This window comes from Halomonas sp. SL18_1 (genome assembly GCF_055755715.1).
In genome coordinates this window covers 570,700-594,220 of record NZ_JBVTRK010000001.1, presented here as the reverse complement: position 1 = coordinate 594,220, position 23,521 = coordinate 570,700, and the positions used below count along the sequence as shown (strand labels likewise).

The window sequence follows — 23,521 nt, the reverse complement described above, 5'->3', positions numbered from 1 at the left end:
ACCTTTGGAAAAGCAGGGGCGACATCCTCGAATTCGGCGCGAACAGGGCGTGTGCTAGCTTGCTGGTCGTAAGGAGATATTAATTCCTTTTTTTCAATTATAATCGAGTATTTTTACTTAATTGTTGTCATTGAATGGCTGAATCGCCCAATTTTGCGCCATGGGCATGGCATTTGACCGCTGCCGGCGCCGGGGATAAACAGAGCAGGCCAACCACAACAATCGAGAGAGCCTGTCATGACATTCGAGCGCCGCAAGGGAGCCACGCTCCCCGTCGTCACCGCCCTGTCAGCCGCCCTGCTGCTGGGGGCTTCCTTCTCCGCCAGTGCCACTACCCTGCGCCTGGCCACCGACTCCGGGACCAAGGGCTCGCCCGCCGGCGATGCCCTGGAGCGCTGGGCGCAGCTGATCGAGGAGAAGTCCGACGGCGAGATCCAGGTCAATGTCTTCTTCCAGAACGAGCTGGGCGGGCAGCAGGAGGTCTTCGATCTGCTGGTATCGGGCGATGTCCACATGATGCTCAACTGGCCGATGACTTCCTACGATCGGCGCATCGGGGTGATCTACACCCCCTACATGACCCTCTCCTGGGACGAAGCTTTCGACGCCTACAGCCCGGGCGGCTGGGTCAACGAGCTGCTCGGCGATATCTACGCTGATATCGGCTTGAAGTTCTTCGGGCCCTGGCCGGAAGGCTTCAACGGCGTGGCGTCCCGGGAAAATACGCCCTGACCATGGAAGAGACCGGCGACCTGATGGTGCGCACCATGACGGTCTTCCCCGCCCCCCAGACCATGCAGGCGCTGGGCTATCGCACCGCCGCCATTGACTGGGGCGAGGTCTACACCGCCCTGCAGACCGGCGTGGTGGATGGCGAGGCCGGCAACGTCATCTATTGGCCCTACGAATATTTCCGCGACATCCTCGACTATTACGTCCACACCAAGCACTTCTTCATGACCGGCATCCTGACCATGAACCTGGATGTCTACGAGTCGCTTCCCGAGGCGCACCAGCAGGTGGTGGCCGAGGCGGCCGAGGAGATCATGAACCAGCAATTCGTGGCTGCCCAGGAGCAGGATGAGTACTACATCGCCAAGGCCCAGGCCGATGGCATGCAGTACTTCGAGCTTGCCGATGATCAACTGCGTGAGTTCGCCCAGCGAGCCCGGGAAGAGGTCTGGCCGCTGATGGCGCGCGAGCTCGGCGAGGAGATCGTCGAGGTGATTCGCGCCAACGCCTCGCCGCTGTAACCGTTCCGCGTCGCCGTTGTCCCGACAGGCCCCCGGTGGGGGTGGTCTGTCGGGACGCGACGTTTCTGTCCCGGGGGACCGGGCAAGGCATCACGGGGATACCAAGGGGGAGCAATGAACGGGTTTTGGTCGAAGCTGGATCGGGTGATCGGCGGGGTGCTCGACCTCGTTGCCTTCGCCGCCAGCCTGCTGGTGGTCGGGCTGATGATTTTTTTGATCCTGGCGCGCTATGTGTTCGGCTGGTCGCTGGTCGGCACGCTCGAGCTGGTCATGCTGGCCGGCATGTGGCTCTACATGAGCGGGGCATTGATCGCCAGTCGGCGTAACGAGCATCTGGTGGTGGATTTCCTCGAGCTGCAGATCCGCGATTCCCGCACGCGGGCCGTGCACAGGCTGCTGGTCGCCTGCATCGTGGCGGTGATCAGCGCCTGCTTTGTCTACTGGGCCTACCGGATGCTCGCTTGGGCATGGTGCGCCCTCAGCGCACCCCGGAGCTGGGCATTCCGCTGTGGATCTCCCAGGCCTCGATCATGGTCGCGAGCATCGGCTGCTTCTGCTATGCCCTGCGCGATATCGTCGGCGGCTTGCGTCAGTTCACCGAGCCCGGCGCCACTGCCCCCCTGGCCAGTGAAGGAGAAGGCTGATGGCGGGTCTATTCGCGATCGGGCTGCTGGTAGTGCTGATGGGGCTGGGGGTGCCGATCGCCTGGTCCTTCGCCGGGGTGCTGGCCTATCTGGCGCTGGTCTATGACGCTAATTTCAATACCCTGATGATGCAGGGCTTCCGCTCGGTGGACTCGGTGATCCTCATCGCCCTGCCGCTCTTCGTGCTGACCGGCTATCTGATGCAGAGCGGCGGCATCGCGGCACGCCTGGTGGTGTTCATCGAGACCCTGGTGGGGCGCCGGCGCGGCGGCATGGGGGCCTCCCTGGTATTGGCCTCGGGAATCTTCGGGGCGATTGCTGGCACCGCCACCGCGGCGGTGGCCTCCATCGGCACCATCATGGTCGGCCCGCTGGAGCAGCGCGGCTACCCACGGGGCTACTCCTCGGCCCTGCTGGGCATCTCCTCGCTGCTGGGGATCCTGATCCCGCCCTCCATCACCATGATCCTCTTCGCGGTGGTGACCCGCCAGTCGGTGGCCGCGCTCTTCGCCGCCACCGTGGGGCCGGCGCTGCTGCTGATCGTCGGCCTGATCCTGGTCAATCGCTTTGCCTGCGGGCGCCTCTTCCAGGAGGTGGCGGGGCAAGGGGGCTCAGCGGTACCAAGCCGGTGTCGCGAACCCGGGCGAGCCTCAACGCCTTCCCGGCGCTCTGCCTGCCGGTGATCATCCTCGGCGGCATCTACGGTGGGGTCTTCACGCCCACCGAGGCGGCGGCGGTGGCGGCCTTCGCGGCCATCGTCGTGGGCTTCCTGATCTACCGGGACCAGACCCTCAAGGGCTTCTACCGCAGCGTGATCGCCGCCTCGGAGACCACCGGCTCGATCATCCTGATCCTGCTCTTCTCCTTCATGATCGGGCGGATCCTGGCCGCCGAGCGGGTGCCCCAGGAGCTCACCGAGCTGATCACCCTGCTGATCAGCGACCCGCTGCTGATCCTGATCGCGGTGAACGCCTTCCTGATCCTGGCCGGAGCCATGCTCGACGACGTCTCGGTGACCGTGGTGATCGCGCCGCTGTTCCTGCCGCTGATGGTGGAGACCGGGGTGCACCCGGTGCACTACGCCTCCATCGTCGCCTGCTCGGTGGTGATCGGCGCCAACAGCCCGCCGGTGGCGCCGATCCTCTACATGGCCTGTCGCATCGGCCGGGTCTCCATCCACAAGACCTTCTCGCCGGCGCTGATGCTGATCGCCGTGGTGGGCATCCCGGTGATGCTGATCACCACCTTCGTGCCGGAGCTCTCGCTGTTCCTGCCGCGCCAGCTGGGCTTTATCCGCTAGGAGGAGCGGCTCTTCTCTTCGAGTGGCACGCCTGCCGCGGGGTGGTCCCGCGGCAGGCGCCATTGCGTCACCAGACTTCCCGCTTCCAGATGTCGAGCCGGCTGCTCGTTTAGATACCATCTCTCCTAACCGGCCACAAACATTCCATCAGGCGGTTTGTGGCCGATATTCGGTCTGGGTCTTGAGGACACCGTAGGCGATGTGGATTAGCTTCCGCATCGCCGCCCCCAAGGCCGCCATTTTGCTCTTGCCGTTTGTTGTAAGCCGCTGGTATAGCGCGGAGATATCCGGATTCCGCCTCAGCCCGACAACGGCTGCCATGTACAGGCTCTGCCTCAGTTTCGGATTGCCGGCTTTCGACAAGCGAGGCCGCCCACGTACGGAGCTGCCCGATTCCCAACTAACAGGCACAAGCCCCGCAAACGCCGCGGCCTGGCGGGCGCTTTCGAAAGCGCGGCTACGCAGCATCGCCAACAGTCGGAGAGATACCGCAGGGCCAATGCCGGGAATTGTTTGCAACAAGGCGCGATCCTGCTTCAAGCCAGGGTGCTGATCGAGGTGGTCATCGATCTCCTGTTGGAGGCGATCCCGCTCACGAGTCAATGCCAACAGGATGTCATCGATCGAGCGGAGGATATCGCTTGCCATGGCGAACTCGGCTTTCTCGCGCCGGTTTCGCTCACGCTGGATGTCCTTGTCCAGCGCGTCGAGTCTCGCTGCCAGCGCCTTGAGCTTGCGCACTTCCTCGGGCTCCGGCTTCCAAGCCTCAGGTCGTTGCGTCGCGCCATAGCGTGCCAGCACCACACTGTCCTTCTTATCCGTTTTGCCGCGTACTCCCAGGCTTCGGGAGAAGTCGCGCACCTGCGCGGGGTTGAGGACATAAACCTGGATGCCGGCAGCATGCAGCCAATACGCGAGCGTTTCGTGATAGATGCCGGTGGCCTCCATCAACACATGCAACTGATCCTGTGGCTCCCCGGTCTGGTGTTCGAGCCATTCAAGCAAGCGAGGAAAGTCCTGCCGACGATTAGGGAATACACGGGTCTTGACCTTGCCGCTCGCCACATCGCGCAGCCAGGCGCAGTCGATCTTCTGCTTGCTGACGTCGATACCGATCACTGCCATGCTCTCGTCGCCTTTCCTTGTTCGTGCAGCCTCACTCCGGGTTGGGAGGGGCTTGGATACCATTCAAGCTATCGAGATAGAGGGCATCAGGGGGCATAATCTAAATCCCAGGCTGTTGCGCCTCAGGCTCTGTGGATGCTCACCCTGATGCCAGGCCTGCTGGTAGCTAATCAACAAGCCCGGAGAGACACAAGGCTCTGTCTGAAAACTGGCTGCGCTCGACCATACGGCGTTAAAAATCGGCTCGTGCGCGAGTCCGATCAAAGTACTCATTTACACCACGTAAACTCGAACGCGAGCCCGGTCCGTCTTCACGCCGATTTTTGCCTTGTCTGGCCTTCGCTCGCCGACTTTTCGGACAAAACCTAGCGCTCACTGCCCCGGCAGGCTCTCGACATGCAGGAAGAAGGGGTCGACCCGGTCGCCGCCCGGCTCGGCGACACGCTTGCGCATCTCCGACGGCGTCATGCCGAAGGCGCTGCGGAAGTGGCGTGAGAAGTGGGCGGTATCGGCGAAGCCGCAGCGCTCGCCGATCTCGGTGATGCTCTTGCCGGTGTAGTGGAGCAGCCACACCCCGTAGCGCAGGCGCAGGTCGCGGGCGAACTTCCGGGGCCCCACCCCCAGGGTCTCGCGAAAGCGGCGCTCCAGGTTGCGGCGCGAGGTACCGACCCGCTCCGCCAGCGCCTCCATCGAGATCGCCTCCCCAGATGCTGCTCCAGCACGGTGATGGCGCGGCGCACCAGGCGATCCTCGATCTTGCCGAAGACCACCGGCTGGGGCTGGGGGTGGGCCCCGTCCGCGCCTCGTCGAGCAGCATGATGTTCAGGCTCTTCATCGCCCAGGCCTTGCCCAGGTGGCGCTCGACCAGATAGGCCGCCAGGTCGGCCGCCGCCGCCCCGCCGGCACAGGTGAGCCGGTCGCCGTCGTCGACGAACAGGCGGTCGGCCACCGGCTGGATGGTGGGGAAGCGCTGCACCATGTCGCGATGGTGATACCAGCTGACGCAGCAGCGACGCTCCTTCATCACCCCCGCCTGGATCAGGGCGAAGACACCGGTGCAGAGCCCCACCAGCGGCACTCCGGCACTCGCCGCCTGGCGCAGGTAGGCCAGGGCGGCGGTGTCGGGCCGATCCCGCTCGTCCTGCACCCCGCCGATCACCACGATATAGTCGAACGCCGTGGGGTTTCGATAGCACTGGCAGGGGGAGACGGTGGCGCCGCAGCTGGAGTGGGCCTCCTGGCCGACGCTGGTCATGAAGGTCCAGTGGCAGCGCAGCTGGCGGCTGCGGTCGCCCTCGTCGGCGGCCAGGCGCAGGCAGTCGACGAAGGCAGCGAAGGGCAGCAGCGTAAAACGGTGCAGCAGGACGAAGCCCACGGAGAGGGGCTCGCCTTGTGAGGAGCAATTGAGTGTTACGGCTGACATCGGATTACCGCCCGAAGGTTTGATTCCAGACCGCCAGCATACCCCATCGAGCTCCCGGGGCCCCTACTACAGAAAACATGTTGAAGACGGCTCGCACTACATCGACGACGGCGAACAGCTGGAGATCAAACAGGGGGTGTTCTTTCACCGCCCTGCGGACGATGTGGTCAGCGTCACTGGCGTACGCGCTGTCCGATGGCGAGCTGACCCTTGAGGATGCCGGCGATCTGGGCGAGGCTCACTGCTATATGCTCAGGGACCGACTGGTGGCCGATCCAAAACCAGAGCGCGTCCCCCCTGATCCTCACTGCCGGAGGCAAAGAACCATGATGCGACTGCTCTTCACCCTGCTGCGTATGCGCCGCCTGATGCGGCTCTACCGCATGTTTACCGGCGGCGGCCGTGGGGGTTCACCCCCCACGGTCGGGGCGGGCCAGCCGCCCCCAGCGGCACCGGGCCCAGGGGCCGGCTCCCCTGGATGAGCCGCCCCAGGCCACACCGGGTGCACGCAACCGGAACCCGGACGACCACCGGCCGTGACCAAGCCCCAACAGCCCTACACCGCCGGGCAGAGGTAGTGGGACACGTCGCCCCACGACGACACGACGTCGCCTGTCGTCAACTGTCGCCGCTGCCTCTCCCCCACACTGCTCCTGACGTCACGCCCTTGAACGACAGGAGCCGACCATGAACCGCAACGTCATCCTCACCTGCGCCGTAACCGGCGCTGGCGACACCACCGCCAAGAGCCCCCATGTGCCGGTCACGCCGAAGCAGATCGCCGAAGACTGCATCGCCGCCGCCAAGGCCGGGGCCAGCGTGGCGCATATCCACGTGCGCGACCCCGAGACCGGCGCGGTCAGCCATTCACTCGAGCACTTCCGCGAGGTGATGGAGCGCGTGCGCGAGGCGGACGCGGATATCGTCATGAACATCACCGCCGGCGGCGGCGGCGACTGGATCCCCGACGCCGAGGACCCCACCCGCGGCGGCCCGGGCACCGATATCCAGACCCCGGCCGAGCGCCACGAACCCGTGGGGGAGCTCTTGCCCGAGCTCTGCACCCTGGACTGCGGCAGCCTCAACTTCGGCGACATGGTCTACGTGAACCCCGCCGACTGGCTGCGCGAGCATGCCCGGCTGGTGCAGGCCGCCGGCGTGAAGCCGGAGCTGGAGTGCTTCGACCTCGGCCATGTGTGGTTCGCCCGCCAGCTGCAGCAGGAGGGCCTGATCGATGGCGACCCCCTCTACCAGCTCTGCCTGGGCATTCCCTGGGGCGCCGAGGCGGACACCGAGACCCTGCTGGCCATGCGCAACAAGCTGCCGGCGAACGCCAACTGGGCGGCCTTCGGCATCGGTCGCCACCAGATGCCCATGGCCGCCCAGGCGGTGCTGCTGGGCGGCCATGCCCGGGTCGGCCTGGAGGACAACCTCTATCTGAAGAAGGGCGTGCTGGCCACCAACGCCCAGCTGGTGGAGCACGCCGCCGGCCTGATCGAGAACCTCGGCGCCCGGGTGATGACCCCGCCGAGACCCGCGCCCACCTGGAGCTGCGCGACCCGCGCACCGGCCGGATTCTGGAGAAGTCGCCGGAGGTGAGGCATGAGCCGCAAGCTCTCTGTGATCGGCACCGGGGTGATCGGCAACGGCTGGATCGCCCGGGCCCTGGCCCGAGGCTGGGACGTGGTGGCCTTCGACCCGGCCCCGGAGGCACCGGCGCGCACCCGCGCCTTCGTCGACAACGCCTGGCCGTCTCTGGAGCGCCTGGGCCTGGCGGAGAGCGCCAGCCCCGCGCGGCTCACCTTCGTCGACAGCCTCGAGGCTGCCGTGGCCGGCGCCGACCTGATCCAGGAGAACGTCCCGGAGCGGCTGGACCTCAAGCGCGAGATCCTTGCCGCCCTGGACGCCGCGGCAGCACCGGCGGTGATCATCGGTTCGTCGACGTCCGGCTTTAAGCCCAGCGACCTGCAGCGGGACTGCACCAAGGCGCCGGGGCGGGTGATCGTCGCCCACCCCTTCAACCCGGTCTACCTGCTGCCGCTGGTCGAACTCGTCGGCGGCGAGGCCACGGCCGTTGAGCAGACCGAGCGGGCCCGGGGGCTCTACCAGGCCCTCGAGATGCGCCCACTGGTGGTGCGCCGGGAGATCGAGGGGCATATCGCCGACCGGCTGATGGAGGCGCTGTGGCGCGAGGCCCTGCACCTGGTCAACGACGGCGTGGCCACCACCGAGGAGGTGGACGCCGCGGTGGTCTACGGCTGCGGCCTGCGCTGGTCGCTGATGGGCACCTTCCTCACCTTCCACCTGGCCGGCGGCGAGTCGGGCATGCGCCATATGCTGGAGCAGTTTGGCCCCGCCCTGAAGCTCCCCTGGACCAAGCTCGAGGCCCCCGAGCTCACCGAGGAGCTGATCGACAAAGTGGTGGAGGGCTGCGACCACCAGGCCGCCGGCCGGTCCGTCAGCGAACTCGACCGTCGCCGGGACGACTTCCTGGTTGAACTGCTGGACCTGGTGCAGAAATACTGGCCGGAAGCGGAAGGCCTGGAGGGACGCATCTGATGGTAATTCTGGAGACCCGTGTCGCCCCGGAGTGGGTCGACTACAACGGCCATATGAACGACGCCGAGTACGCCAGGGTCTTCTCCCTGGCGGTGGAGGCGCTGATGGACCGGATCGGCCTGGACGCCGAGGGGCGCCGCCGCCACGGCTATACGATCTATACCCTGGAGACCCACCTCTGCTACCGCCGCGAGGCCCACGAGGACCAGCCGCTCGAGGTGACGGTGACCCTGCTGGACCGCGACGCCAAGCGCCTGCACCTCTTCTTCGAGCTGTTCGACGCGGAGCGTAACCTGCTGGCCACCAGCGAGCAGATGCTGATGGGCATGAACCGGGAGAGCGGCCGCCCCGACGCCTTCCCGGCGCCGGTGGCCGAGGCACTGGCCGCCCTGCCCCACGTCGAGACGGACGCCTGGCCGGAGCTCGCCGGGCGCACCATCGGCATCCGGCGCTAGCCGCCTCCGCGCCCCTGCTGCCTGCGCGGCGGGGGTGCGCTACCCTGCCCGGCTTGGCCGGAGATCGCCACCAACGCACCATCGGTAGGCAAGGCGATGAATAGCGCATGACTCGACGAGAGTTGGCCAACCCCTGCGTGGCTGACTAGCCTGAAGCAGGCAGCCGCTGCCGTTTGCCTGTACGAACGGCAGGGCCCTCCAATCGACAAGAAACGGAGAAGATCATGCCTGCTTACGCCACGCGCTTTTCGTCACTGCTGCGCACCGGCCTGCTCGCCCTGGCGGCCTCCGGCCTGGCGCTTTCTCCCATGGCCCAGGCCGATGGCCACGGCAACTGGCCCGAGCGCGATATCGACTTCATCATCCCGTTTGGTGCCGGGGGAGGCAGCGACGCCTGGGCACGCACCATTTCTACCGGCGCCCAGGAGCATTTCGGCGTCGGCTGGAATCTGCAGAATCGCCCCGGCGTCGGCGCCACCCTCGCCTGGGAATACCTTCTGGATCAGCCCGCCGATGGCTACACCGCCATGCTTTCCAGCCCGACGCCGGTGATGACGGCGCTGATGGAAGACGACCCGCTGGTCGACCCCCTGGACTTCAAGGCAGCCGCGTATATTTCTGCCTTTCGCTCCTTGATCGTTGCCAGCAACGACAGCCCCATGGCGGACTGGGAAGGGCTCAAGGCGGCCGCCGAGGATAGCCCGGTGGTGATCGCCGGTACCAACGCCCTGCTGGCCGGGGTGGCCAATATCTTCGACCAGGCCGGTCTCGAGGCCGTCTATGTGCCCTACAGCTCCACCGGCGAAGCGGTCAGCGACTTTCTGGGCGGTCATGTCGACCTGCTCGCGGCCACCGCGTCTACGGCGCTCGGTATCGTCCCTGAAAGCGGCACCGTGGTAATGAATACCAGCGATATTGCGCTGCCCGAGGACGTCGAGGAGCAGCTGGGTGGCAATGTCCCCATCGCCGCCGATTTCGACTTTGAGGGCATGCGCTTCCCGCGCCCGATCGGCTTTCATCCCGATACCCCCGACGAAGTCGTCGCCGAGTTCTCGCGCCGGCTGGAAACGCTGCTGACCGAGGACGAGAGCGTTCCCGCCATGCTCGACCGAATGGGGAGGAGGTCATCTTCATGGGCTTCCCCGAAGCCAACGAGGATTACGTTCGGCTGGTCGAGCGCATGCGCACCGCCATCGATCTACTCGACTGATCCAAGGTAACGCGGCAGTGACCCCGGGTGAGTCTCTGCCGCACTTTCGGGAGCCACGCCATGCAGCGCAAGCCAAGCCGCCGGGCGCCGGCAGGATGGTGGCGTACCAACCAGGCGGTGGGGCTCGGCATTGCGATCGCCGTTGCCCTGCTGTTCGCCTATCTCTGGCAGCAGGACTGGTATCACCGCGAACAGCGTGATGGGTTCATCCTCGGCTTTTTTCCTGGGCTGGGGCTTGCCGCCATGCTGGTGACCGCCCTGGCGCTCACCCTCGACCGGTGGCGCCACACCGTGGTCGAAGAAATCGCCACGCTGGATTGGCGCGACCTGCTCTGGGCAGTGGTGCTCAGCGCCGCCGCCCTGGCCATGTATGCGCTGATGGAACCGCTGGGCATGCTGCTGCCCATCGCCCTGTTCCTGGCGCTGATGATGCTGCTGCTGGGGCTTCGCCCCTGGTACCTCGCGGCGGGTCTGGCCGCCGCCATCGCGCTGATCATCCTGGCCGTGTTCACGCTGCTGGGTATCCGCCTCCCCGGCGCCTTCCTGCCGCTGTTGATCTGATCTCCGGCAGCCAAGGGGCCGCCCCGACGGAGCCGATCCATGTTTCAACCCGATGCCTTTATCGAGGCCCTATACCTGGTGCTCAACTGGAACACCCTGATGTGGCTGACCATCGGCGTGTTCGTCGGGGTGGGCCTGGGCGCGATACCCGGCCTGACTACCTCCACCGGGGTCGCCCTGATGCTGCCGCTGACCTTCACCCTGGACATCACCGGGGCCCTCGGCCTGGTCATCGGCCTCTACAAGGGCGCACTGTTCGGCGGCTCGATCTCGGCCATCAGCTTCGCCACCCCCGGCGCACCGGACTCCGCCGCCACGGTCTTCGATGGCTACCGCATGACCCAGAAGGGCCAGGGACGCAAGGCGCTGCTGACGTCGCTCTACTCCTCGGTGACCGCCGACTCCCTCTCCGACGTGCTGGTGATCCTGATCGCCCCGATGATGGCACTGGCGGCGCTGCAGTTCGGCCCCGCCGAGCGCACCTGGCTGATGGTGGTGGCCATCGCCCTACTGGGGGCCCTCTCGGGCAAGCACGTGGCCAAAGGCCTGTTCGCCGCCGCCATCGGGCTCTATATCGGCACCATCGGCTCCGACCCCATGGGCGGCGCTTCACGCAACACCTTCGGCCTGGCCTGGCTGCGCGACGGCATTAGCCTGGTGCCACTGATCATCGGCCTGTTCGCCATGAGCCGCATGTTGGAGCAGGCCGTCGAGCTGATCCATGAGTCGCGCCTGGGCCACAAGGTCGAGCGCAAGATGAACGACCTGTTCAGCAACAAGGAAGACACCCTGACCTTTCGCGAATACCTGAGCAACTGGCGCGAGATGAGCATCGGCCTGGGCGTCGGCAGTTTTGTCGGCATGCTCCCGGGGCTGGGCGCCACGGTGGCCTCGTTCCTCGCCTACGGGATCGCCAAGCGCCTACTGCCCCACAAGCGGCTCGGTACCGGGGTGATGGGGGGCGTGGCCGCCGCCGAGTCCGGCAACAACGCCACCGCCGGCCCCACCCTGGTCCCGCTGCTGGCCTTCGGCATCCCGGGTAGCGCTACCGCGGCGCTGATCGGCGGTGCCCTGCTGCTGCAGGGCATTACGCCCAGCCCGCGCATGTTCGAACTGCATGCCGATGTCATCTATGCCCTCTTCACCATCCTGATCCTGGCCAACCTCTTCAATCTGGTGATCGGGCGGGGGTTCGCCTTCTTCTATGCCAAGCTGGGCGGACTGCCCAAGCCGGTGCTGGTGCCGACCATCATGGTGCTGGCGGTGATCGGCAGCTTTGCCACCCAGGGCAACCCCTACGACGTGGGGGTCATGCTGTTCTTCGGCTTCGTCGGCTTCTTCATGCGCCGCTTCGGTATCCCCGAGGCGCCGCTGATCATCACCTTCCTGATCGCCCCCATGCTCGAGGAGAGCATGCGCCGGGCGGTGCTGATCAGCGGCGGCGACTGGCTGGGCGGCCTGCTCAACAGTCCGCTGAGCCTTATCCTGATGGGGCTCGCCGTGCTGGTGCTGGTGCTCTCCTACCGCATGCGCTTCTCGGAGCGGCTCGAGGCCATGGCCCACGAACAGGATAGCCAAGGCGCCGCCGATGACGATGCCAAACGTTGAGCATGGCAGCCGTGACCCTGCTGTTTGCCGCCCTGGGCGCAGCGGCCTTTGCGCTGCTCGGCGTGCCACTGCCCTGGCTGCTGGGCAGCCTCACCGCCGTGCTGCTGGCCGGCGCCCTGGGCTGGCCCCACCTTCCGCCCGCCTGGCTCAAGCCGGTGGCCCTGGCCCTGCTGGGTCTGCACGTAGGCAGCTCTGTCGACGCCGAGCTGCTGGCCGAAGCGCGCCGCTGGCCGCTAACCCTGGCGGGTATGCTGCTGCTGGTAGCGGTGACCACCTTCGTGAATACCCGCTATTTCGAACGGCGGGCAGGACTCGACCGGCCTACGGCGATGTTCGCGGCCGTACCCGGCGCGCAGTCGGTGGTGCTGCTGACCTGCGACGCCCATGGCGCCGACCGCCGGCAGGTGCTGCTGGGCCAGATCAGCCGCATCATCGCGGTGATCTATCTGGTCCCGCTGCTGCTGACCCAGTTCCTTCCCCGTGAGCCCGACGGCGACGCTACCGTCCGTCAGATCGGGCTCGGCCTGACACTGCCCGACCCCCAGGCACTGCTGGTGACCCTGGCGGCCGGGGCCGCGGGCTGGTGGCTGGCCGGCCAACTGCGGCTGCCGCTCCCCATCCTGGTCGGCCCGATCCTCGGTGTGGGCTTGGTGCAACTGCTGGGACAGCCGGCGATGGAGATGCCCCCGGCGTCGCTGCTGGTGGTCCAGTTCTGCCTGGGCACCTCGCTGGGCGCCTACTTCGTCGGCCTCTCGCTGCGCGATACCCGCATCATGCTGGGCCACGGCCTGGTGGCGATGCTGATCACCCTGCTGCTGGCCCTGGCCATGACCCTGCTGATGTCGCGGGTCACCGCGCACGATACCGCCGCCCTCTTTCTCGCCTTCGTGCCGGGCGGACTGTCGGAGGTGGTCCTGCTCGCCGCCGCGCTGGACGTCGACCCGGCCTTCGTGGTTTTCCACCACCTGTTTCGTTTTATCGCCATCGCCAGCCTGCTTCCCTGGCTGGCAGCGCGCCTGACACGGTGACCCGGCCACCTCCCTCGTCGTTGCGGTCAGACACCGGCGGCGTGCTCTACCCGCTGCCATCGCTGCGCCGCGCCTGGCGCGGCGACTGACCGTACTGGCCACGAAAGGCACGGGCGAAGCTGGAGCTGGAGGAGAAGCCGCAGGCCAGCCCCACCGAGAGCACGTCCAGGTCGGTCTCGGTGAGCAGCCGCCAGGCCCGCGCCAGGCGCTGCTGCAGGTACCACTGACGCGGCGAGGTGCCCAGGTGCTGCTCGAAGAGACGCTGCAGCTGGCGCAGCGAGACGCCGCTGCGGCTGGCCACCTCGGCCAGCGGCAGCGGCGCTTCCAGATGCTGCTCCATCAGCGCCACCGCCTCTACCAGGCGGCGGTTGTGGGTGCCCAGCCGCCGGGCCAAGGTCATGCGCTGCTGATCGCCGCGGGTGCGGATGCGCTCGTGGATCAGCTGCTCGGAGACGTCGATGGCCAGGCGGGCGCCGTGGCGCCGGGCGATCACTTCCAGGGCCATGTCCATGGCCGCCGCCCCGCCGGCGCAGGAGAAGCGCCGCTCGCCCAGCTCGAAGAGCTCATCGGAGGTCTCGATGCCGGGAAAACGCTCCTGGAAGGCAGGCAGGCTCTCCCAGTGCAGGGTGACCCGCTCCCCCTCGAGCAGGCCTGCGGCGGCGAGCAGGAAGCCGCCGGTGTCGAGCCCGCCCAGGGTGCAGCCGGCCTGGTCCAGGCGATGCAGCCAGGCCATCAGCGGCCGGCTCAGATGAGCCTCGGGCTCGAAGCCGCTGCACACCGCCAGCGAGGGCAGGTGATGCACCTCGCCGATGGCCTGGTCGGCGAGCAGGGTCATGCCGTTGGAGGCGGTGACCGGCCCACCGTCCTCGCTGATCAGGGTCCAGTCGAACAGCGGTCGGCCGCTGATGCGGTTGGCGATGCGCAGCGGCTCCACCGCGGCAAAGAACGCCATCATCGAAAAGCGCGGCACCAGCAGAAAGCCGACCCGTTCGGGCAGTGGGCCCCGGTACTCCAGGCGCATCGACGTCTCCTCAACCGACCTTGCGGGAGGCTCCCGCCCCGGCGGGCAGACGCACCGCCGCGGGATTCTGGAACAGCGACTTGAGGATCCCCAGCGTCATCAGGATGATCACCACGCTGAGCGGCAGCGCCGCGGCGATCGACGCCGTCTGCAGCGCCCCCAGGCCGCCGGCGACCAGCAGCACCGCGGCCACCGCACCGATCACCGCCCCCCAGAAGATGCGCATCGGCTTGGACGGATCATCGTTGCCCAGGGACAGGATGGTGGTGATCACCAGCGTACCCGAGTCCGAGGAGGTGATGAACCAGCTGGCCAGCAGCAAGGTGGCCAGGGCCGACACCGCCCAGGAGAGCCAGGGGGTGGCGCTGATCCCGTCGATGGTGGCGTAGAGCGCCGCCGGCAGGTTCCAGTTGCGCACCAGCTCGATCAGCCCGGCGCTGCCGGCGCCGCCCTTGGCGGTCAGCTCCTGGTGAATGGCCACGCCGCCGAATACGCTGAGCCAGCCGATGATGATCAGGGTGGGAATCAGCATCACGCAGAGCATGAACTCGCGCAGGGTGCGGCCCCGGGAAATACGGGCGATGAACAGCCCCACGAAGGGAGCCCAGGCCAGCCACCAGCCCCAGTAGAAGATGGTCCAGTCACCCTGCCACTGGGCCGCCCCCTCCTCCTGGGGGAACCACAGCCCCATCTGCACGAAGTTGCCCAGGTAGTGGCCCAGCGACTCGCCGAACATGCCCAGCAGCCAGGCGGTGGGGCCGCCGAACAGGAAGAAGCCGAGCAGCAGCAGCGACATCACGATGTTCCACTGCGAGAGATATTTGATGCCCCGACCCACCCCGGAGACCGCCGACAGGATCGACAGGGCGCTGATGCCGGCGATCAGCGTCAGCTGGGTCGGGTTGCCCGGATCGATGCCGAACAGCCGCTCCAGGCCGGTGGCGATCTGGCTCACCCCCAGGCCCAGGGAGGTGGCCACGCCAAACACCGCCCCGAAGACCGCCAGCAGGTCCACCAGGTGGCCGATGGGGCCATAGATGCGCTTGCCGATGAAGGGGTAGAGCGAGGAGCGCAGCGCCAGCGGCAGCTTCTTGCGGTAGGCGAAGTAGGCCAGCGACAGCCCCACCAGCACGTAGACGGCCCAGCCGTGCAGCCCCCAGTGGAAATAGGTCACCGAGAGCGCGGTCACCGCACGCTCGTGGCCGATCTCGGTGGCCCCGGCCAGGTCGGCATAGGGGCTGTTGGGGTAGCCGAAGGCGCCGCGGTCATCCAGGTAGAAGAGCGGCTCGGCGACGCCGAAGAACAGGATGCCGATGCCGATGCCCGCCGAGAACAGCATGGCGATCCAGGCGAAGGTGGAGAACTCCGGGCGGCTGTCATCGTCGCCCAGGCGGATGCGCCCGAAGGGGCTGAGCAGCAGGCCGAAGCAGACGGCGATGAGAAACACCAGGGTGATGATGTAGTACCAGCTGAAGGTGCTCTCGATCCAGGCCCTGGCGGTGCCGAAGACGCTGCCGGCAAGCTCGGTGTCCAGCGCCGAGAAGAGCACGAAGGCGAGAATGATGCCGGCGGCCCAGAGCGTCATGCCGCGGTGGCTGCCACGAAACAGGCCCTGCTGCTCCACCAGCGCATAGTAGCGATGGGAGTCAGCCTCGGCGCCGGGAACAGGCCCTTGCGAATCGGTCATGGGTATCTCCTATGAAGCGACAGTGCCGACATCCTGCCCGACGCTGAGGAGATAACCATACACTAGACGACTTTTTTAACACATAAAACGACAAACACTCCCCATCAGGCGTCAACAGTATCCATAAGGCGAAAAATGTCCATGGCTGCCAGGACTGTCCTGCCCGAGCGGCCACATCAGGCGGCGGTAGATGGGGTGATGGCCGGACAATACCGGGCACTGCCCTGCACTCAAGAAGCCGAACATATCGATGCCATGCGCGAGCACTTCGACAACCTGAAAGAGGAGCCCGGCAGACCCTTAAACAGAATTAAGAGCCTGCTCAGACGGGGGACGACCAACAACTCCTCCCCGACCAAAAAACCCATAAAATCAAACGACTAACGAAGGACTTTTAAAGGCCACCCGAATCCCATCTTCCACTTATGCCCCCACCGGTACTCTCCCGCCCTGGGAAGATTGCTTGACAGGTTTGGAGGGCGGCTTCTATGGTCTATTTATTCGCATAAATATAATAATTGTTGGCTCGCCAGCACGAGCACCTCCCCTCCTGGCATCGACCAGGAGGAGCGACCGCCCCACCAACCACAATAAGGGGATGTAACGATGAGAAAGACCCTTCCTCCACGCAAACTTGCCATATACGGTGGCATGCTACTGGGCTTCTTGATGCTCGAAAGCCCGATGATCATGATTGCCAACAAGGTCGACCCCATGATCATGGGCGTACCGTTTCTGTTCGTCTGGAACCTCGTCTGGTGGAGCTTCCTCACCGGTCTGTTCCTTGTGGCTTACCTGACCAACTGGGGAAGCGGCAGCGTGCCCGCCACCCAGCGCAGCCGTTAAGGAGGCCACACCATGACTGGTAGCATCTTCATCATCGCAGCGTTCATGATCATCCCCTTGCTCGTGGGGGTTGTGTCCGCAAGGAAGTCTCAGGACACCAGCGAAGATTTCTTCGTGCAGGGTCGAGCCATGGGCAGCATCGCCGTATTCTTCACGGTGGCTGCTACCTGGTGGAGCGCCTTTGCCTTTCTGGGCTCGAACGCAACGTTCTATACCAGCGGCCCCGTCTACCTAACCGCACTCGCATGGAACCTGTTGTTCGGCTTCATGTACTATTGGGTCGGCAAGCGCGTGTGGTTCCTGGGCAAGCGCTTCAACTACCTCACCCCGTCCGATCTGATGGGTGACTTCTATAACAGCGAAGCACTGCGTATTCTGGTCGTCCTGATCACGCTGGTGTTTACGGTGCCCTATCTGCAGATCCAGTTGACCGGCGGTGCCTACCTGATTGAGGTTGCCTCGGGTGGCGTCGTTCCCTTCTGGCTGGCGGCCCTGCTGTTCTACTTCATCATCATCGTCTACGTGTGGATTGGCGGCATCCGTGCAATCGCCTGGACCGATGTGATCTACGGTGCGCTACTGTTCTTCGGCATGATGTTTGCCGGCTACTACATCTCGCTGCAAGTGGGGGGGCCAGCGGCGCTGTTCGCACAGCTTCAGCAGAGTTCACCCGACCACCTGACCATGCCGGGACCGAACGGCAACATGGGCTACAGCATGTGGTTCTCGCTATTCGTGATCGTGGCCATCGGGGCTTTCATGGGACCACAGATCTGGCTGCGCATGTACTCGGTGAAAAGCGGCCGTCTGTTCAACCTGATGCCCTTCCTGCTGGGGCTGGCGGCCTTCGCCTACTTCGGCTCCGTGCTGACCGGCTACACCGGCGTGATTCTCGAACCAGGCCTTGAGAATGCCGACCAGATCTTGCCTGTCATGCTGATGAACTATGCGCCATATCTGCTCGCTTCACTGATCATGGCTGCCGGTGCCGCCGCCGCCATGTCCACCGCCAACTCGCAGATTCACGCAGTCTCTACCGTGGTCACCATGGATATCTACCAGCGCTATGTGAACCGCAAGGCGAGCCAGGCACGCATCGTGACCATCGGCCGTCTGTCGCTGGTCGGTTTCTCGCTGGCCGCCTATATCCTGGCCCTGACCGTGCCTGGCTTGCTGGTGACCATCGGCATCGCCGCCCTGGCGGGCACCGCCCAGCTGATTGTGCCGACTATCGGTGCCATCACCTGGCGTCGCGCCCATCCGATGGCAGCCTTCTGGGGCCTGCTGACAGGCGTACTCTGTGTGCTGGTGCTTACCTATGGTCCTACCGTCAGTAACCCGCTGGGACTGCATGCCGGCATCTGGGGACTGCTACTCAACGGTGGGCTCTTCGTTGGTCTGAGCCTGGTGCTCAAGCGGAAGGATCACGAGGTAGTAGAGCGCTTTGCCCTGGCTCGTCAAGAGTACGACGCTGAATATCACCCGGAGCGTCTGGAGGGCGCCTCCCAGCCTGTTGGCGAGGCGGCTACGGCGCGCTGATCCATCTCACGGGGCCTGCCCAGCAGGCCCCATTTTTACAAGGAACCATCCATGGTCCAGACCCCGACACCGCGTCGTCGACAGAAGCTGGCTGAGCTGATCAGCGACGATATCAAGCGCTGGATCGCGACCGAGGGAATGACCGAAGGCGACCGCCTTCCCAACGAAAAGACCCTCATGGAACTCTACGGCTGTGCCAAAGGCACGGTGCGCGAGGCCCTGAAGATCCTCGAGGTCGAAGGGCTAGTGACCCTGAAAACGGGGCCGGGCGGCGGGGCAATCTTACATACCCCGAGCATGGAACCAGCCAGCCGCATGCTGCGCAATTTCCTGCACTTCCGCTCATTAGATGGCCACCAGGTCTATCAGCTGCGTCGCCTGCTGGAGGTGGAACTGGCGGTCTCCGTCGTGGGGAAGCTAAGTCCCGAGGCGCTGGAGAGCCTTGCCGTCAATATCGACGCCTGCGAATGCCATCATCCAGGCGAGGAAGATCAGCGACGCCAGCGCTTTCTCGAGCTGGAGTTTCACAACCTGCTGGCCAAGGCCTGCCCCAACCCGCTGCTCGCCTTCATGTGTCGTTTTCTCAACGACATGCTCCGCGACTTGGTGGTAGTCAAGAAGGCCTATATACCGGAGCGCAAGCAGTTCGACGAGGCCAACCACCGCTACCACCGTGAGCTGGTCGAGGCGTACCGCGATGAGGACAAGGAGCGGGTTCGCCAGCTGATGGATGAGCACATGCGGGATGCCGAGGCCCATATGTCAGCCCTGGAGGCCGAAATGGCCGACCAGATGCTGATCTCCCAGGAAACCTTGTTCGACGCAGAGCAAGACTCACCACTGCTGCATCTTATCAAGCAAGCCCGCTGAGCACAGCGCGACAAGCCGTGCCTATCACACAATCACAAAGAGGCGACTCATGACGATTGCTAACGTTCTGCGCCCCGCTACCGAGCTACGTACCGACCGTGAACGCCTCTGGCAGGCACTCATGGAAATGGCCAAGATTGGCGCCACCCCAAAGGGGGGCGTGAACCGCCAGGCCTTCACCGACCTTGACCGCCTGTCACGAGACCTGTTTATCGAGTGGTGCCGCGCCGAGGGGTGCACCATCCGGATTGATGCCATTGGCAATATCTTTGCTCGCCGAGAAGGCCAGGAGCCCGACAGCCCAGCCGTCATGACCGGCAGCCACCTCGACAGCCAGCCCACCGGCGGCAAGTTCGACGGCGTTTACGGGGTGCTGGCCGGCTTGGAGGTGATTCGCACCCTGAATCAACATGATATCCAAACACGATCCCCCATAGAGGTCGTCGCCTGGAGCAATGAAGAGGGGTGCCGTTTCGCGCCCTGCATGATGGGCTCCGGGGCCTTCACCGGCCAACTAGCATTGGAGGAGATGCTGGCCCGCACCGATGCGGAGAACATCAGCGCCGGTGACGCCCTTGAGGCCATTGGCTACCGAGGGGAAGATTGCGTCACTCCTGACCACATCAAGGCATATTTCGAGTGCCATATCGAGCAAGGACCGCTTCTGGAAGACACCGGCAACACCGTAGGAGTCGTCGTGGGGGCCCTAGGCCAGAAGTGGTTTGACCTTACCCTGACCGGGCTGGAGGCCCATGCTGGCCCGACCCCGATGCCGCTGCGCCGCGATGCGATGGTCGGGGCAGCTGACATTACCCAAGCGGTCAACCGCATTGCCAACGCGCATCAGCCCCACGGCCGTGGCACGGTCGGGGTCGTCAACCTGCACCCAGGCTCGCGCAACGTCATACCCGGCCAGGTAACGATGACGATTGACCTGCGCCACTTCGAGAGCGAGAGGCTCACCGCCATGGCCGAGGAACTCCACCAGGTGATCCAGGAGACGAGCCAACGCCATGGCTTGGCGTTCGAGCTGACGCCTACGGCGGATTTCTTACCGGAACACTTTGCCGACAGCTGCGTGGGGGCGGTACGTCGTGCTGCCGAAGCCATCGGCTGTGCGCACATGGATATCGTCAGCGGTGCCGGTCACGATGCCATCTTCATGGGGCGTGTCACCCAGGCTGGCATGATCTTCGTCCCCTGCGAAAACGGCATCAGTCACAACGAAATCGAGAATGCCAAGGCTAGCGACTTGAATGACGGCTGCAACGTGCTGCTTCACGCCATGCTGGAGCAGGCCGGAATCGCAGGCGAAGCCGTGGAGTGAAATGCGATGACCATGACCGCCCTTCCGACACAACTCGCCGACCTGAGCGCCGTTGAAGCGCTCAGCTTGTTTCGCCACCGAGAACTTTCGCCGGTGGAACTGACCAAGGACTGCCTGGCGCGCCTCCGCCGCGACAACCCCGCCGTCAACGCTTTCGCCCATGTAGACGAAGCGGGCGCACTAGCCGCTGCTCGCGCTTCCGAGTCACGCTGGCAGGCCGGCACGCCCAGCGGCCCTCTCGACGGCATCCCCACCACCATCAAGGATCTGACGCTGACAGCTGGCTTGCCGACCCGATTCGGCTCAGCCACCAGCAGCCCGGACGGCCCCTGGGAGACCGATGCCCCAATCAGCGGCCACCTGCGTGAAGCCGGCGCGGTGATTATCGGCAAGACCACTTCGCCGGAGTTTGGCTGGAAGGGCGTGACAGACAACCCCCTTCACGGTGTCACCCGCAACCCCTGGGATCACCGCCTGACGCCAGGCGGCTCCTCGGGCGGCGCTGCGGCAGCGGCAGCGCTCAACCTCGGCCTTCTCCACCAGGGCAGCGACGCGGGCGGTTCGATTCGCATCCCCTGCAGCTTCACCGGCACCTTCGGCCTCAAGCCGACCTTTGGATGGGTGCCCCAGTGGCCGGCCAGCGTCATGGGGCCGCTCTCACACTTGGGCCCGATGACCCGTACCGCCGCCGACAGCGCCCTGATGCTCAGTGTCATGGCTCAACCCGATACCCGAGACGGCTACCTGGGCAACCCGCGCGCCGATGACTGGCTGAGCCCGCCTCCCGACTCGCTGGCAGGATGGAGAATCGCCTTTAGCCCCGACTTGGGCTATGTGGATGTCGCGCCGGACATTGCGGCCCGCGTCAGGGAAGCCGTGGAAGCGCTGCAGGCGCTGGGCGCCACGATCGAAGAGGTGGGCCCAGGTTTCGACTCTCCGCTGGAGGTCTTCAATACCCTCTGGTTTGCCGGTGCGAGCCAGGTACTGGAGCGCCTGGATAGTGCCCAGCAGTCACTGCTGGATCCGGACTTTCTGGCTATCGCCCGGCGAGGTGCCGCGATTCCATTGCGCGACTACCTCACCGCTTGCCGCGCCAGGGAGCAACTCATCGCGAAGATGCAGGGATTCCATGAGCGCTATGACCTGCTGGTAACGCCCACCATGCCCATCGCCCCGTTCGAGGCGGGGCATAACGTCCCACCAGGTGGTCATTATCGTGAATGGATGGACTGGACACCCTTCAGCTACCCCTTCAACCTGACGCAACAGCCTGCAGCCTCGCTGCCCTGCGGCCTGGATGCCCAAGGCTTGCCGGTCGGCCTGCATCTGGTTGGCCCACGCTTTCAGGATCTCAAGGTCCTTCATGCCGCGCAGTTGCTGGAGGACCTCCTGCCAGACATGCCCTCTCCCACGAGCTGATCGCACAGGTGCCGGGATGACGCCCGGCACCCCAACTGCCGCACGGTGGTGCTGATGACTGACACGCTAACACCGCGGGCGCCCTTCTGGGCGCCCGCTGATGACTGCTTTACGTTCCCGCTCGGCTGCTCATGAGGGGAAGGAGAACTGCGCCCCCTCGCGTACGCCGGCCGAGGGCCAGCGCTGGGTGATGGTCTTGCGTCGGGTATAGAAGCGCACCGAATCGGGGCCATAGGCGGAGAGGTCGCCGAACAGCGAGCGCTTCCAGCCACCGAAGCTATGATAGGAAACCGGTACCGGCAGCGGCACATTGATGCCCACCATGCCCACCTGGATGCGGTCGCTGAAGTAGCGTGCCGCCTCGCCGTCGCGGGTGTAGATACAGGTGCCGTTGCCGTACTCGTGGTCATCGATCAGCCGCATCGCCTGCTCCATGGTGTCCACTCGCACCACCAGCAGCACCGGGCCGAAGATCTCCTCCCGGTAGCAGGTCATCTCGGGCGTCACGCGGTCGATGAGGGTACCGCCCACATAGAAGCCCCCTTCATGGCCGGGGACCTGCACGCCGCGACCATCCACCACGATGCTGGCCCCCTGCTGCTCGGCGCTGTCGATGTAGCCGCACACCTTCTCCTGGTGGGCCTGGGTGATCACCGGCCCGAAGTCGTTCCCGGCATCGTGGAAAGGGCCGACCTTGAGGGAGGTCATCTGCTCCTGCATCTTGGCGATCAGGGTGTCGGCGGCTTCGTCGCCCACCGCCACCGCCACCGAAAGCGCCATGCAGCGCTCGCCGGAGGAGCCGAAGGCGGCCCCGTTCAGGGAGCTGACCACGTTGTCCATGTCAGCGTCGGGCATCACGATGGCGTGGTTCTTGGCGCCGCCCAGGGCCTGGCAGCGCTTGCCGTTGGCGCTGGCGCGGGAATAGGTGGTTTCCGCGATGGGCGTGGAGCCGACGAAGCTGACGGCCTGGACACGGGGGTCATCGAGCAAGGTGTCCACGGCCTCCTTGTCGCCGTTGACCACGTTGAGCACCCCGGCGGGAAGCCCCGCCTCTAACGCCAGCTCGGCCACGAACAGGGCCGAGGAGGGGTCGCGCTCGGAGGGCTTGAGCACGAAGGTGTTGCCGCAGGCGATGGCCATGGGATACATCCACAGCGGCACCATGGCGGGGAAGTTGAAGGGAGTGATGCCGGCCACCACGCCCAGAGGCTGAAACTCGCTCCAGGAGTCGATGCCGGGGCCGGTGTTCTTGCTGTGCTCCCCCTTGAGCAGCTCGGGGGCGCCGCAGGCGTACTCCACGTTCTCGATGCCGCGGGCCAGCTCGCCCTGGGCGTCGTGAACGATCTTGCCGTGTTCTTCGCCGACCAGGCGCACGATCTCGTCGGCACGCTCCTCGAGCAGCTGCTTGAAGCGGAACATCACCCTGGCCCGCTTGGCCGGCGGCGTATCGCGCCAGGCCGGGAAGGCGGCCTGAGCGGCGGCGATGGCCTCCTCCACGGTGGCCTTGGACGCCAGGCTTACCCGCCCCTTGACCTCGCCGGTGGATGGATTGAAGAGCTCCTGGGAGCGTCCTTCGCGGTCGACGCGTGCGCCGTTGATCAGATGGCCGAGTGTTGTCATTGGGTTCCTCTTGATAGCTCGGTTAC

At 65.4% G+C, this 23,521-nt stretch carries 24 protein-coding genes and 3 pseudogenes; 21 read left to right on the top strand and 6 right to left on the bottom strand.

All coding sequences use genetic code 11. The features are described 5' to 3' along the window. The first annotated feature begins 237 nt into the window (after positions 1-237). The 6 genes and pseudogenes from ACSJDS_RS03085 (at position 238) to ACSJDS_RS03060 (ending at position 3,197) form a co-directional block, all read left to right on the top strand. A complete protein-coding gene (locus ACSJDS_RS03085; protein ID WP_473032065.1) occupies positions 238-732 on the top strand; it encodes a type 2 periplasmic-binding domain-containing protein in 495 nt (164 codons plus the stop codon). A gap of 2 nt (positions 733-734) precedes the next feature. Next, positions 735-1,253, top strand: coding sequence for a TRAP transporter substrate-binding protein DctP (gene dctP, locus ACSJDS_RS03080; protein WP_473032064.1), 519 nt, complete (start codon positions 735-737; stop codon positions 1,251-1,253). Between the two features lie 114 nt (positions 1,254-1,367). Then, positions 1,368-1,661: pseudogene (locus ACSJDS_RS03075) on the top strand (TRAP transporter small permease); the annotation flags it as partial. A 59-nt stretch (positions 1,662-1,720) separates the two neighbouring features. Then, positions 1,721-1,897 carry a hypothetical protein gene (locus ACSJDS_RS03070; protein ID WP_473035098.1) on the top strand — a complete coding sequence of 59 codons (177 nt, stop codon included), beginning with the start codon at positions 1,721-1,723 and terminating at the stop codon, positions 1,895-1,897. After that, positions 1,897-2,580 (top strand): TRAP transporter large permease subunit, encoded by a 684-nt coding sequence (locus ACSJDS_RS03065; RefSeq protein WP_473032063.1) that lies wholly within the window; start codon positions 1,897-1,899, stop codon positions 2,578-2,580. The genes ACSJDS_RS03070 and ACSJDS_RS03065 overlap by 1 nt, the downstream gene beginning before the upstream one ends. After that, a complete protein-coding gene (locus ACSJDS_RS03060) occupies positions 2,526-3,197 on the top strand; it encodes a TRAP transporter large permease subunit (protein WP_473032062.1) in 672 nt (223 codons plus the stop codon). Before ACSJDS_RS03065 ends, ACSJDS_RS03060 begins: the two co-directional genes overlap by 55 nt. A 147-nt stretch (positions 3,198-3,344) precedes the next feature. On the opposite strand, the gene ACSJDS_RS03055 is transcribed toward ACSJDS_RS03060, so the two are convergent. Beyond that, the gene (locus ACSJDS_RS03055; RefSeq protein WP_473032061.1) at positions 3,345-4,322 is read right to left on the bottom strand and encodes an IS110 family RNA-guided transposase; all 978 of its coding nucleotides are present in this window, start codon (positions 4,320-4,322) and stop codon (positions 3,345-3,347) included. 372 nt (positions 4,323-4,694) lie between these two features. Then, on the bottom strand, positions 4,695-5,012 hold the full coding sequence (locus ACSJDS_RS03050) for a helix-turn-helix domain-containing protein (protein ID WP_473032060.1): 318 nt from the start codon (positions 5,010-5,012) through the stop codon (positions 4,695-4,697). Positions 5,013-5,029: 17 nt separating this feature from the next. Here ACSJDS_RS03050 and ACSJDS_RS03045 point away from each other — a divergent pair, with 17 nt between their 5' ends. Next, positions 5,030-5,194, top strand: coding sequence for a hypothetical protein (locus tag ACSJDS_RS03045; RefSeq protein WP_473032059.1), 165 nt, complete (start codon positions 5,030-5,032; stop codon positions 5,192-5,194). A 47-nt stretch (positions 5,195-5,241) separates the two neighbouring features. Here ACSJDS_RS03045 and ACSJDS_RS03040 read toward each other — a convergent pair. Continuing rightward, positions 5,242-5,577, bottom strand: a pseudogene (locus tag ACSJDS_RS03040) (DJ-1/PfpI family protein); the annotation flags it as partial. Between the two features lie 494 nt (positions 5,578-6,071). Between ACSJDS_RS03040 and ACSJDS_RS03035 the strand changes: the two are divergent. From ACSJDS_RS03035 to ACSJDS_RS03000, 8 genes and pseudogenes are all read left to right on the top strand, one after another. Continuing rightward, on the top strand, positions 6,072-6,227 hold the full coding sequence (locus ACSJDS_RS03035; RefSeq protein ID WP_473032058.1) for a hypothetical protein: 156 nt from the start codon (positions 6,072-6,074) through the stop codon (positions 6,225-6,227). A gap of 205 nt (positions 6,228-6,432) precedes the next feature. Next, a pseudogene (locus tag ACSJDS_RS03030) lies at positions 6,433-7,307 on the top strand (beta-keto acid cleavage family enzyme); the annotation flags it as partial. A gap of 40 nt (positions 7,308-7,347) precedes the next feature. Then, positions 7,348-8,304: an L-carnitine dehydrogenase gene (locus tag ACSJDS_RS03025; protein WP_473032057.1), complete on the top strand. Its 957-nt coding sequence runs from the start codon at positions 7,348-7,350 to the stop codon at positions 8,302-8,304. Next, on the top strand, positions 8,304-8,759 hold the full coding sequence (locus ACSJDS_RS03020; RefSeq protein WP_473032056.1) for a thioesterase family protein: 456 nt from the start codon (positions 8,304-8,306) through the stop codon (positions 8,757-8,759). The genes ACSJDS_RS03025 and ACSJDS_RS03020 overlap by 1 nt, the downstream gene beginning before the upstream one ends. Positions 8,760-8,983: 224 nt before the next feature. Further along, positions 8,984-9,979, top strand: coding sequence for a tripartite tricarboxylate transporter substrate-binding protein (locus ACSJDS_RS03015; protein ID WP_473032055.1), 996 nt, complete (start codon positions 8,984-8,986; stop codon positions 9,977-9,979). A 50-nt stretch (positions 9,980-10,029) separates the two neighbouring features. Next, a complete protein-coding gene (locus tag ACSJDS_RS03010) occupies positions 10,030-10,530 on the top strand; it encodes a tripartite tricarboxylate transporter TctB family protein (RefSeq protein ID WP_473032054.1) in 501 nt (166 codons plus the stop codon). A gap of 39 nt (positions 10,531-10,569) precedes the next feature. Then, complete coding sequence (locus ACSJDS_RS03005) at positions 10,570-12,138, top strand: tripartite tricarboxylate transporter permease (protein WP_473032053.1); 1,569 nt, start codon at positions 10,570-10,572, stop codon at positions 12,136-12,138. A 2-nt stretch (positions 12,139-12,140) separates the two neighbouring features. After that, positions 12,141-13,166 carry an AbrB family transcriptional regulator gene (locus ACSJDS_RS03000; RefSeq protein WP_473032052.1) on the top strand — a complete coding sequence of 342 codons (1,026 nt, stop codon included), beginning with the start codon at positions 12,141-12,143 and terminating at the stop codon, positions 13,164-13,166. A gap of 46 nt (positions 13,167-13,212) precedes the next feature. Here the strand turns inward: ACSJDS_RS03000 and ACSJDS_RS02995 are convergent, their stop codons facing one another. Together ACSJDS_RS02995 and ACSJDS_RS02990 are read right to left on the bottom strand one after the other, a co-directional pair. Beyond that, positions 13,213-14,187, bottom strand: coding sequence for a GlxA family transcriptional regulator (locus ACSJDS_RS02995; RefSeq protein ID WP_473032051.1), 975 nt, complete (start codon positions 14,185-14,187; stop codon positions 13,213-13,215). A gap of 10 nt (positions 14,188-14,197) precedes the next feature. After that, positions 14,198-15,874 (bottom strand): BCCT family transporter, encoded by a 1,677-nt coding sequence (locus ACSJDS_RS02990; protein WP_473032050.1) that lies wholly within the window; start codon positions 15,872-15,874, stop codon positions 14,198-14,200. A gap of 141 nt (positions 15,875-16,015) precedes the next feature. On the opposite strand from ACSJDS_RS02990, the gene ACSJDS_RS02985 reads away from it, so the two are divergent. From ACSJDS_RS02985 to ACSJDS_RS02960, 6 genes are all read left to right on the top strand, one after another. Next, positions 16,016-16,258 (top strand): hypothetical protein, encoded by a 243-nt coding sequence (locus tag ACSJDS_RS02985; RefSeq protein WP_473032049.1) that lies wholly within the window; start codon positions 16,016-16,018, stop codon positions 16,256-16,258. A gap of 222 nt (positions 16,259-16,480) precedes the next feature. Further along, positions 16,481-16,720 carry a hypothetical protein gene (locus ACSJDS_RS02980; protein WP_473032048.1) on the top strand — a complete coding sequence of 80 codons (240 nt, stop codon included), beginning with the start codon at positions 16,481-16,483 and terminating at the stop codon, positions 16,718-16,720. 12 nt (positions 16,721-16,732) lie between these two features. Next, positions 16,733-18,259: a sodium:solute symporter family protein gene (locus ACSJDS_RS02975; protein ID WP_473032047.1), complete on the top strand. Its 1,527-nt coding sequence runs from the start codon at positions 16,733-16,735 to the stop codon at positions 18,257-18,259. A 51-nt stretch (positions 18,260-18,310) separates the two neighbouring features. Next, positions 18,311-19,129, top strand: coding sequence for a FadR/GntR family transcriptional regulator (locus tag ACSJDS_RS02970; RefSeq protein ID WP_473032046.1), 819 nt, complete (start codon positions 18,311-18,313; stop codon positions 19,127-19,129). A 49-nt stretch (positions 19,130-19,178) separates the two neighbouring features. After that, positions 19,179-20,456 (top strand): Zn-dependent hydrolase, encoded by a 1,278-nt coding sequence (locus ACSJDS_RS02965; RefSeq protein ID WP_473032045.1) that lies wholly within the window; start codon positions 19,179-19,181, stop codon positions 20,454-20,456. Between the two features lie 6 nt (positions 20,457-20,462). Next, a complete protein-coding gene (locus tag ACSJDS_RS02960; RefSeq protein ID WP_473032044.1) occupies positions 20,463-21,875 on the top strand; it encodes an amidase in 1,413 nt (470 codons plus the stop codon). 129 nt (positions 21,876-22,004) lie between these two features. Here the strand turns inward: ACSJDS_RS02960 and ACSJDS_RS02955 are convergent, their stop codons facing one another. After that, the gene (locus ACSJDS_RS02955; RefSeq protein WP_473032043.1) at positions 22,005-23,495 is read right to left on the bottom strand and encodes a CoA-acylating methylmalonate-semialdehyde dehydrogenase; all 1,491 of its coding nucleotides are present in this window, start codon (positions 23,493-23,495) and stop codon (positions 22,005-22,007) included. Between the last annotated feature and the right edge of the window lie 26 nt (positions 23,496-23,521).

Bases quoted from the DNA above. Each gene is read 5' to 3' on its own strand.
- ACSJDS_RS02960 (WP_473032044.1), top strand. From the start codon at position 20,463: ATGACCATGACCGCCCTTCCGACACAACTCGCCGACCTGAGCGCCGTT.
- ACSJDS_RS03050 (WP_473032060.1), bottom strand. From the start codon at position 5,012: ATGGAGGCGCTGGCGGAGCGGGTCGGTACCTCGCGCCGCAACCTGGAG.
- dctP (WP_473032064.1), top strand. From the start codon at position 735: ATGGAAGAGACCGGCGACCTGATGGTGCGCACCATGACGGTCTTCCCC.
- ACSJDS_RS03065 (WP_473032063.1), top strand. From the start codon at position 1,897: ATGGCGGGTCTATTCGCGATCGGGCTGCTGGTAGTGCTGATGGGGCTG.
- ACSJDS_RS02990 (WP_473032050.1), bottom strand. From the start codon at position 15,874: ATGACCGATTCGCAAGGGCCTGTTCCCGGCGCCGAGGCTGACTCCCAT.
- ACSJDS_RS02975 (WP_473032047.1), top strand. From the start codon at position 16,733: ATGACTGGTAGCATCTTCATCATCGCAGCGTTCATGATCATCCCCTTG.
- ACSJDS_RS03085 (WP_473032065.1), top strand. From the start codon at position 238: ATGACATTCGAGCGCCGCAAGGGAGCCACGCTCCCCGTCGTCACCGCC.
- ACSJDS_RS02985 (WP_473032049.1), top strand. From the start codon at position 16,016: ATGGCTGCCAGGACTGTCCTGCCCGAGCGGCCACATCAGGCGGCGGTA.
- ACSJDS_RS03015 (WP_473032055.1), top strand. From the start codon at position 8,984: ATGCCTGCTTACGCCACGCGCTTTTCGTCACTGCTGCGCACCGGCCTG.
- ACSJDS_RS02995 (WP_473032051.1), bottom strand. From the start codon at position 14,187: ATGCGCCTGGAGTACCGGGGCCCACTGCCCGAACGGGTCGGCTTTCTG.
- ACSJDS_RS02955 (WP_473032043.1), bottom strand. From the start codon at position 23,495: ATGACAACACTCGGCCATCTGATCAACGGCGCACGCGTCGACCGCGAA.
- ACSJDS_RS02970 (WP_473032046.1), top strand. From the start codon at position 18,311: ATGGTCCAGACCCCGACACCGCGTCGTCGACAGAAGCTGGCTGAGCTG.
- ACSJDS_RS03055 (WP_473032061.1), bottom strand. From the start codon at position 4,322: ATGGCAGTGATCGGTATCGACGTCAGCAAGCAGAAGATCGACTGCGCC.
- ACSJDS_RS02980 (WP_473032048.1), top strand. From the start codon at position 16,481: ATGAGAAAGACCCTTCCTCCACGCAAACTTGCCATATACGGTGGCATG.
- ACSJDS_RS03000 (WP_473032052.1), top strand. From the start codon at position 12,141: ATGGCAGCCGTGACCCTGCTGTTTGCCGCCCTGGGCGCAGCGGCCTTT.
- ACSJDS_RS03045 (WP_473032059.1), top strand. From the start codon at position 5,030: ATGCTGCTCCAGCACGGTGATGGCGCGGCGCACCAGGCGATCCTCGAT.
- ACSJDS_RS02965 (WP_473032045.1), top strand. From the start codon at position 19,179: ATGACGATTGCTAACGTTCTGCGCCCCGCTACCGAGCTACGTACCGAC.
- ACSJDS_RS03005 (WP_473032053.1), top strand. From the start codon at position 10,570: ATGTTTCAACCCGATGCCTTTATCGAGGCCCTATACCTGGTGCTCAAC.
- ACSJDS_RS03025 (WP_473032057.1), top strand. From the start codon at position 7,348: ATGAGCCGCAAGCTCTCTGTGATCGGCACCGGGGTGATCGGCAACGGC.
- ACSJDS_RS03010 (WP_473032054.1), top strand. From the start codon at position 10,030: ATGCAGCGCAAGCCAAGCCGCCGGGCGCCGGCAGGATGGTGGCGTACC.
- ACSJDS_RS03070 (WP_473035098.1), top strand. From the start codon at position 1,721: ATGGTGCGCCCTCAGCGCACCCCGGAGCTGGGCATTCCGCTGTGGATC.
- ACSJDS_RS03020 (WP_473032056.1), top strand. From the start codon at position 8,304: ATGGTAATTCTGGAGACCCGTGTCGCCCCGGAGTGGGTCGACTACAAC.
- ACSJDS_RS03035 (WP_473032058.1), top strand. From the start codon at position 6,072: ATGATGCGACTGCTCTTCACCCTGCTGCGTATGCGCCGCCTGATGCGG.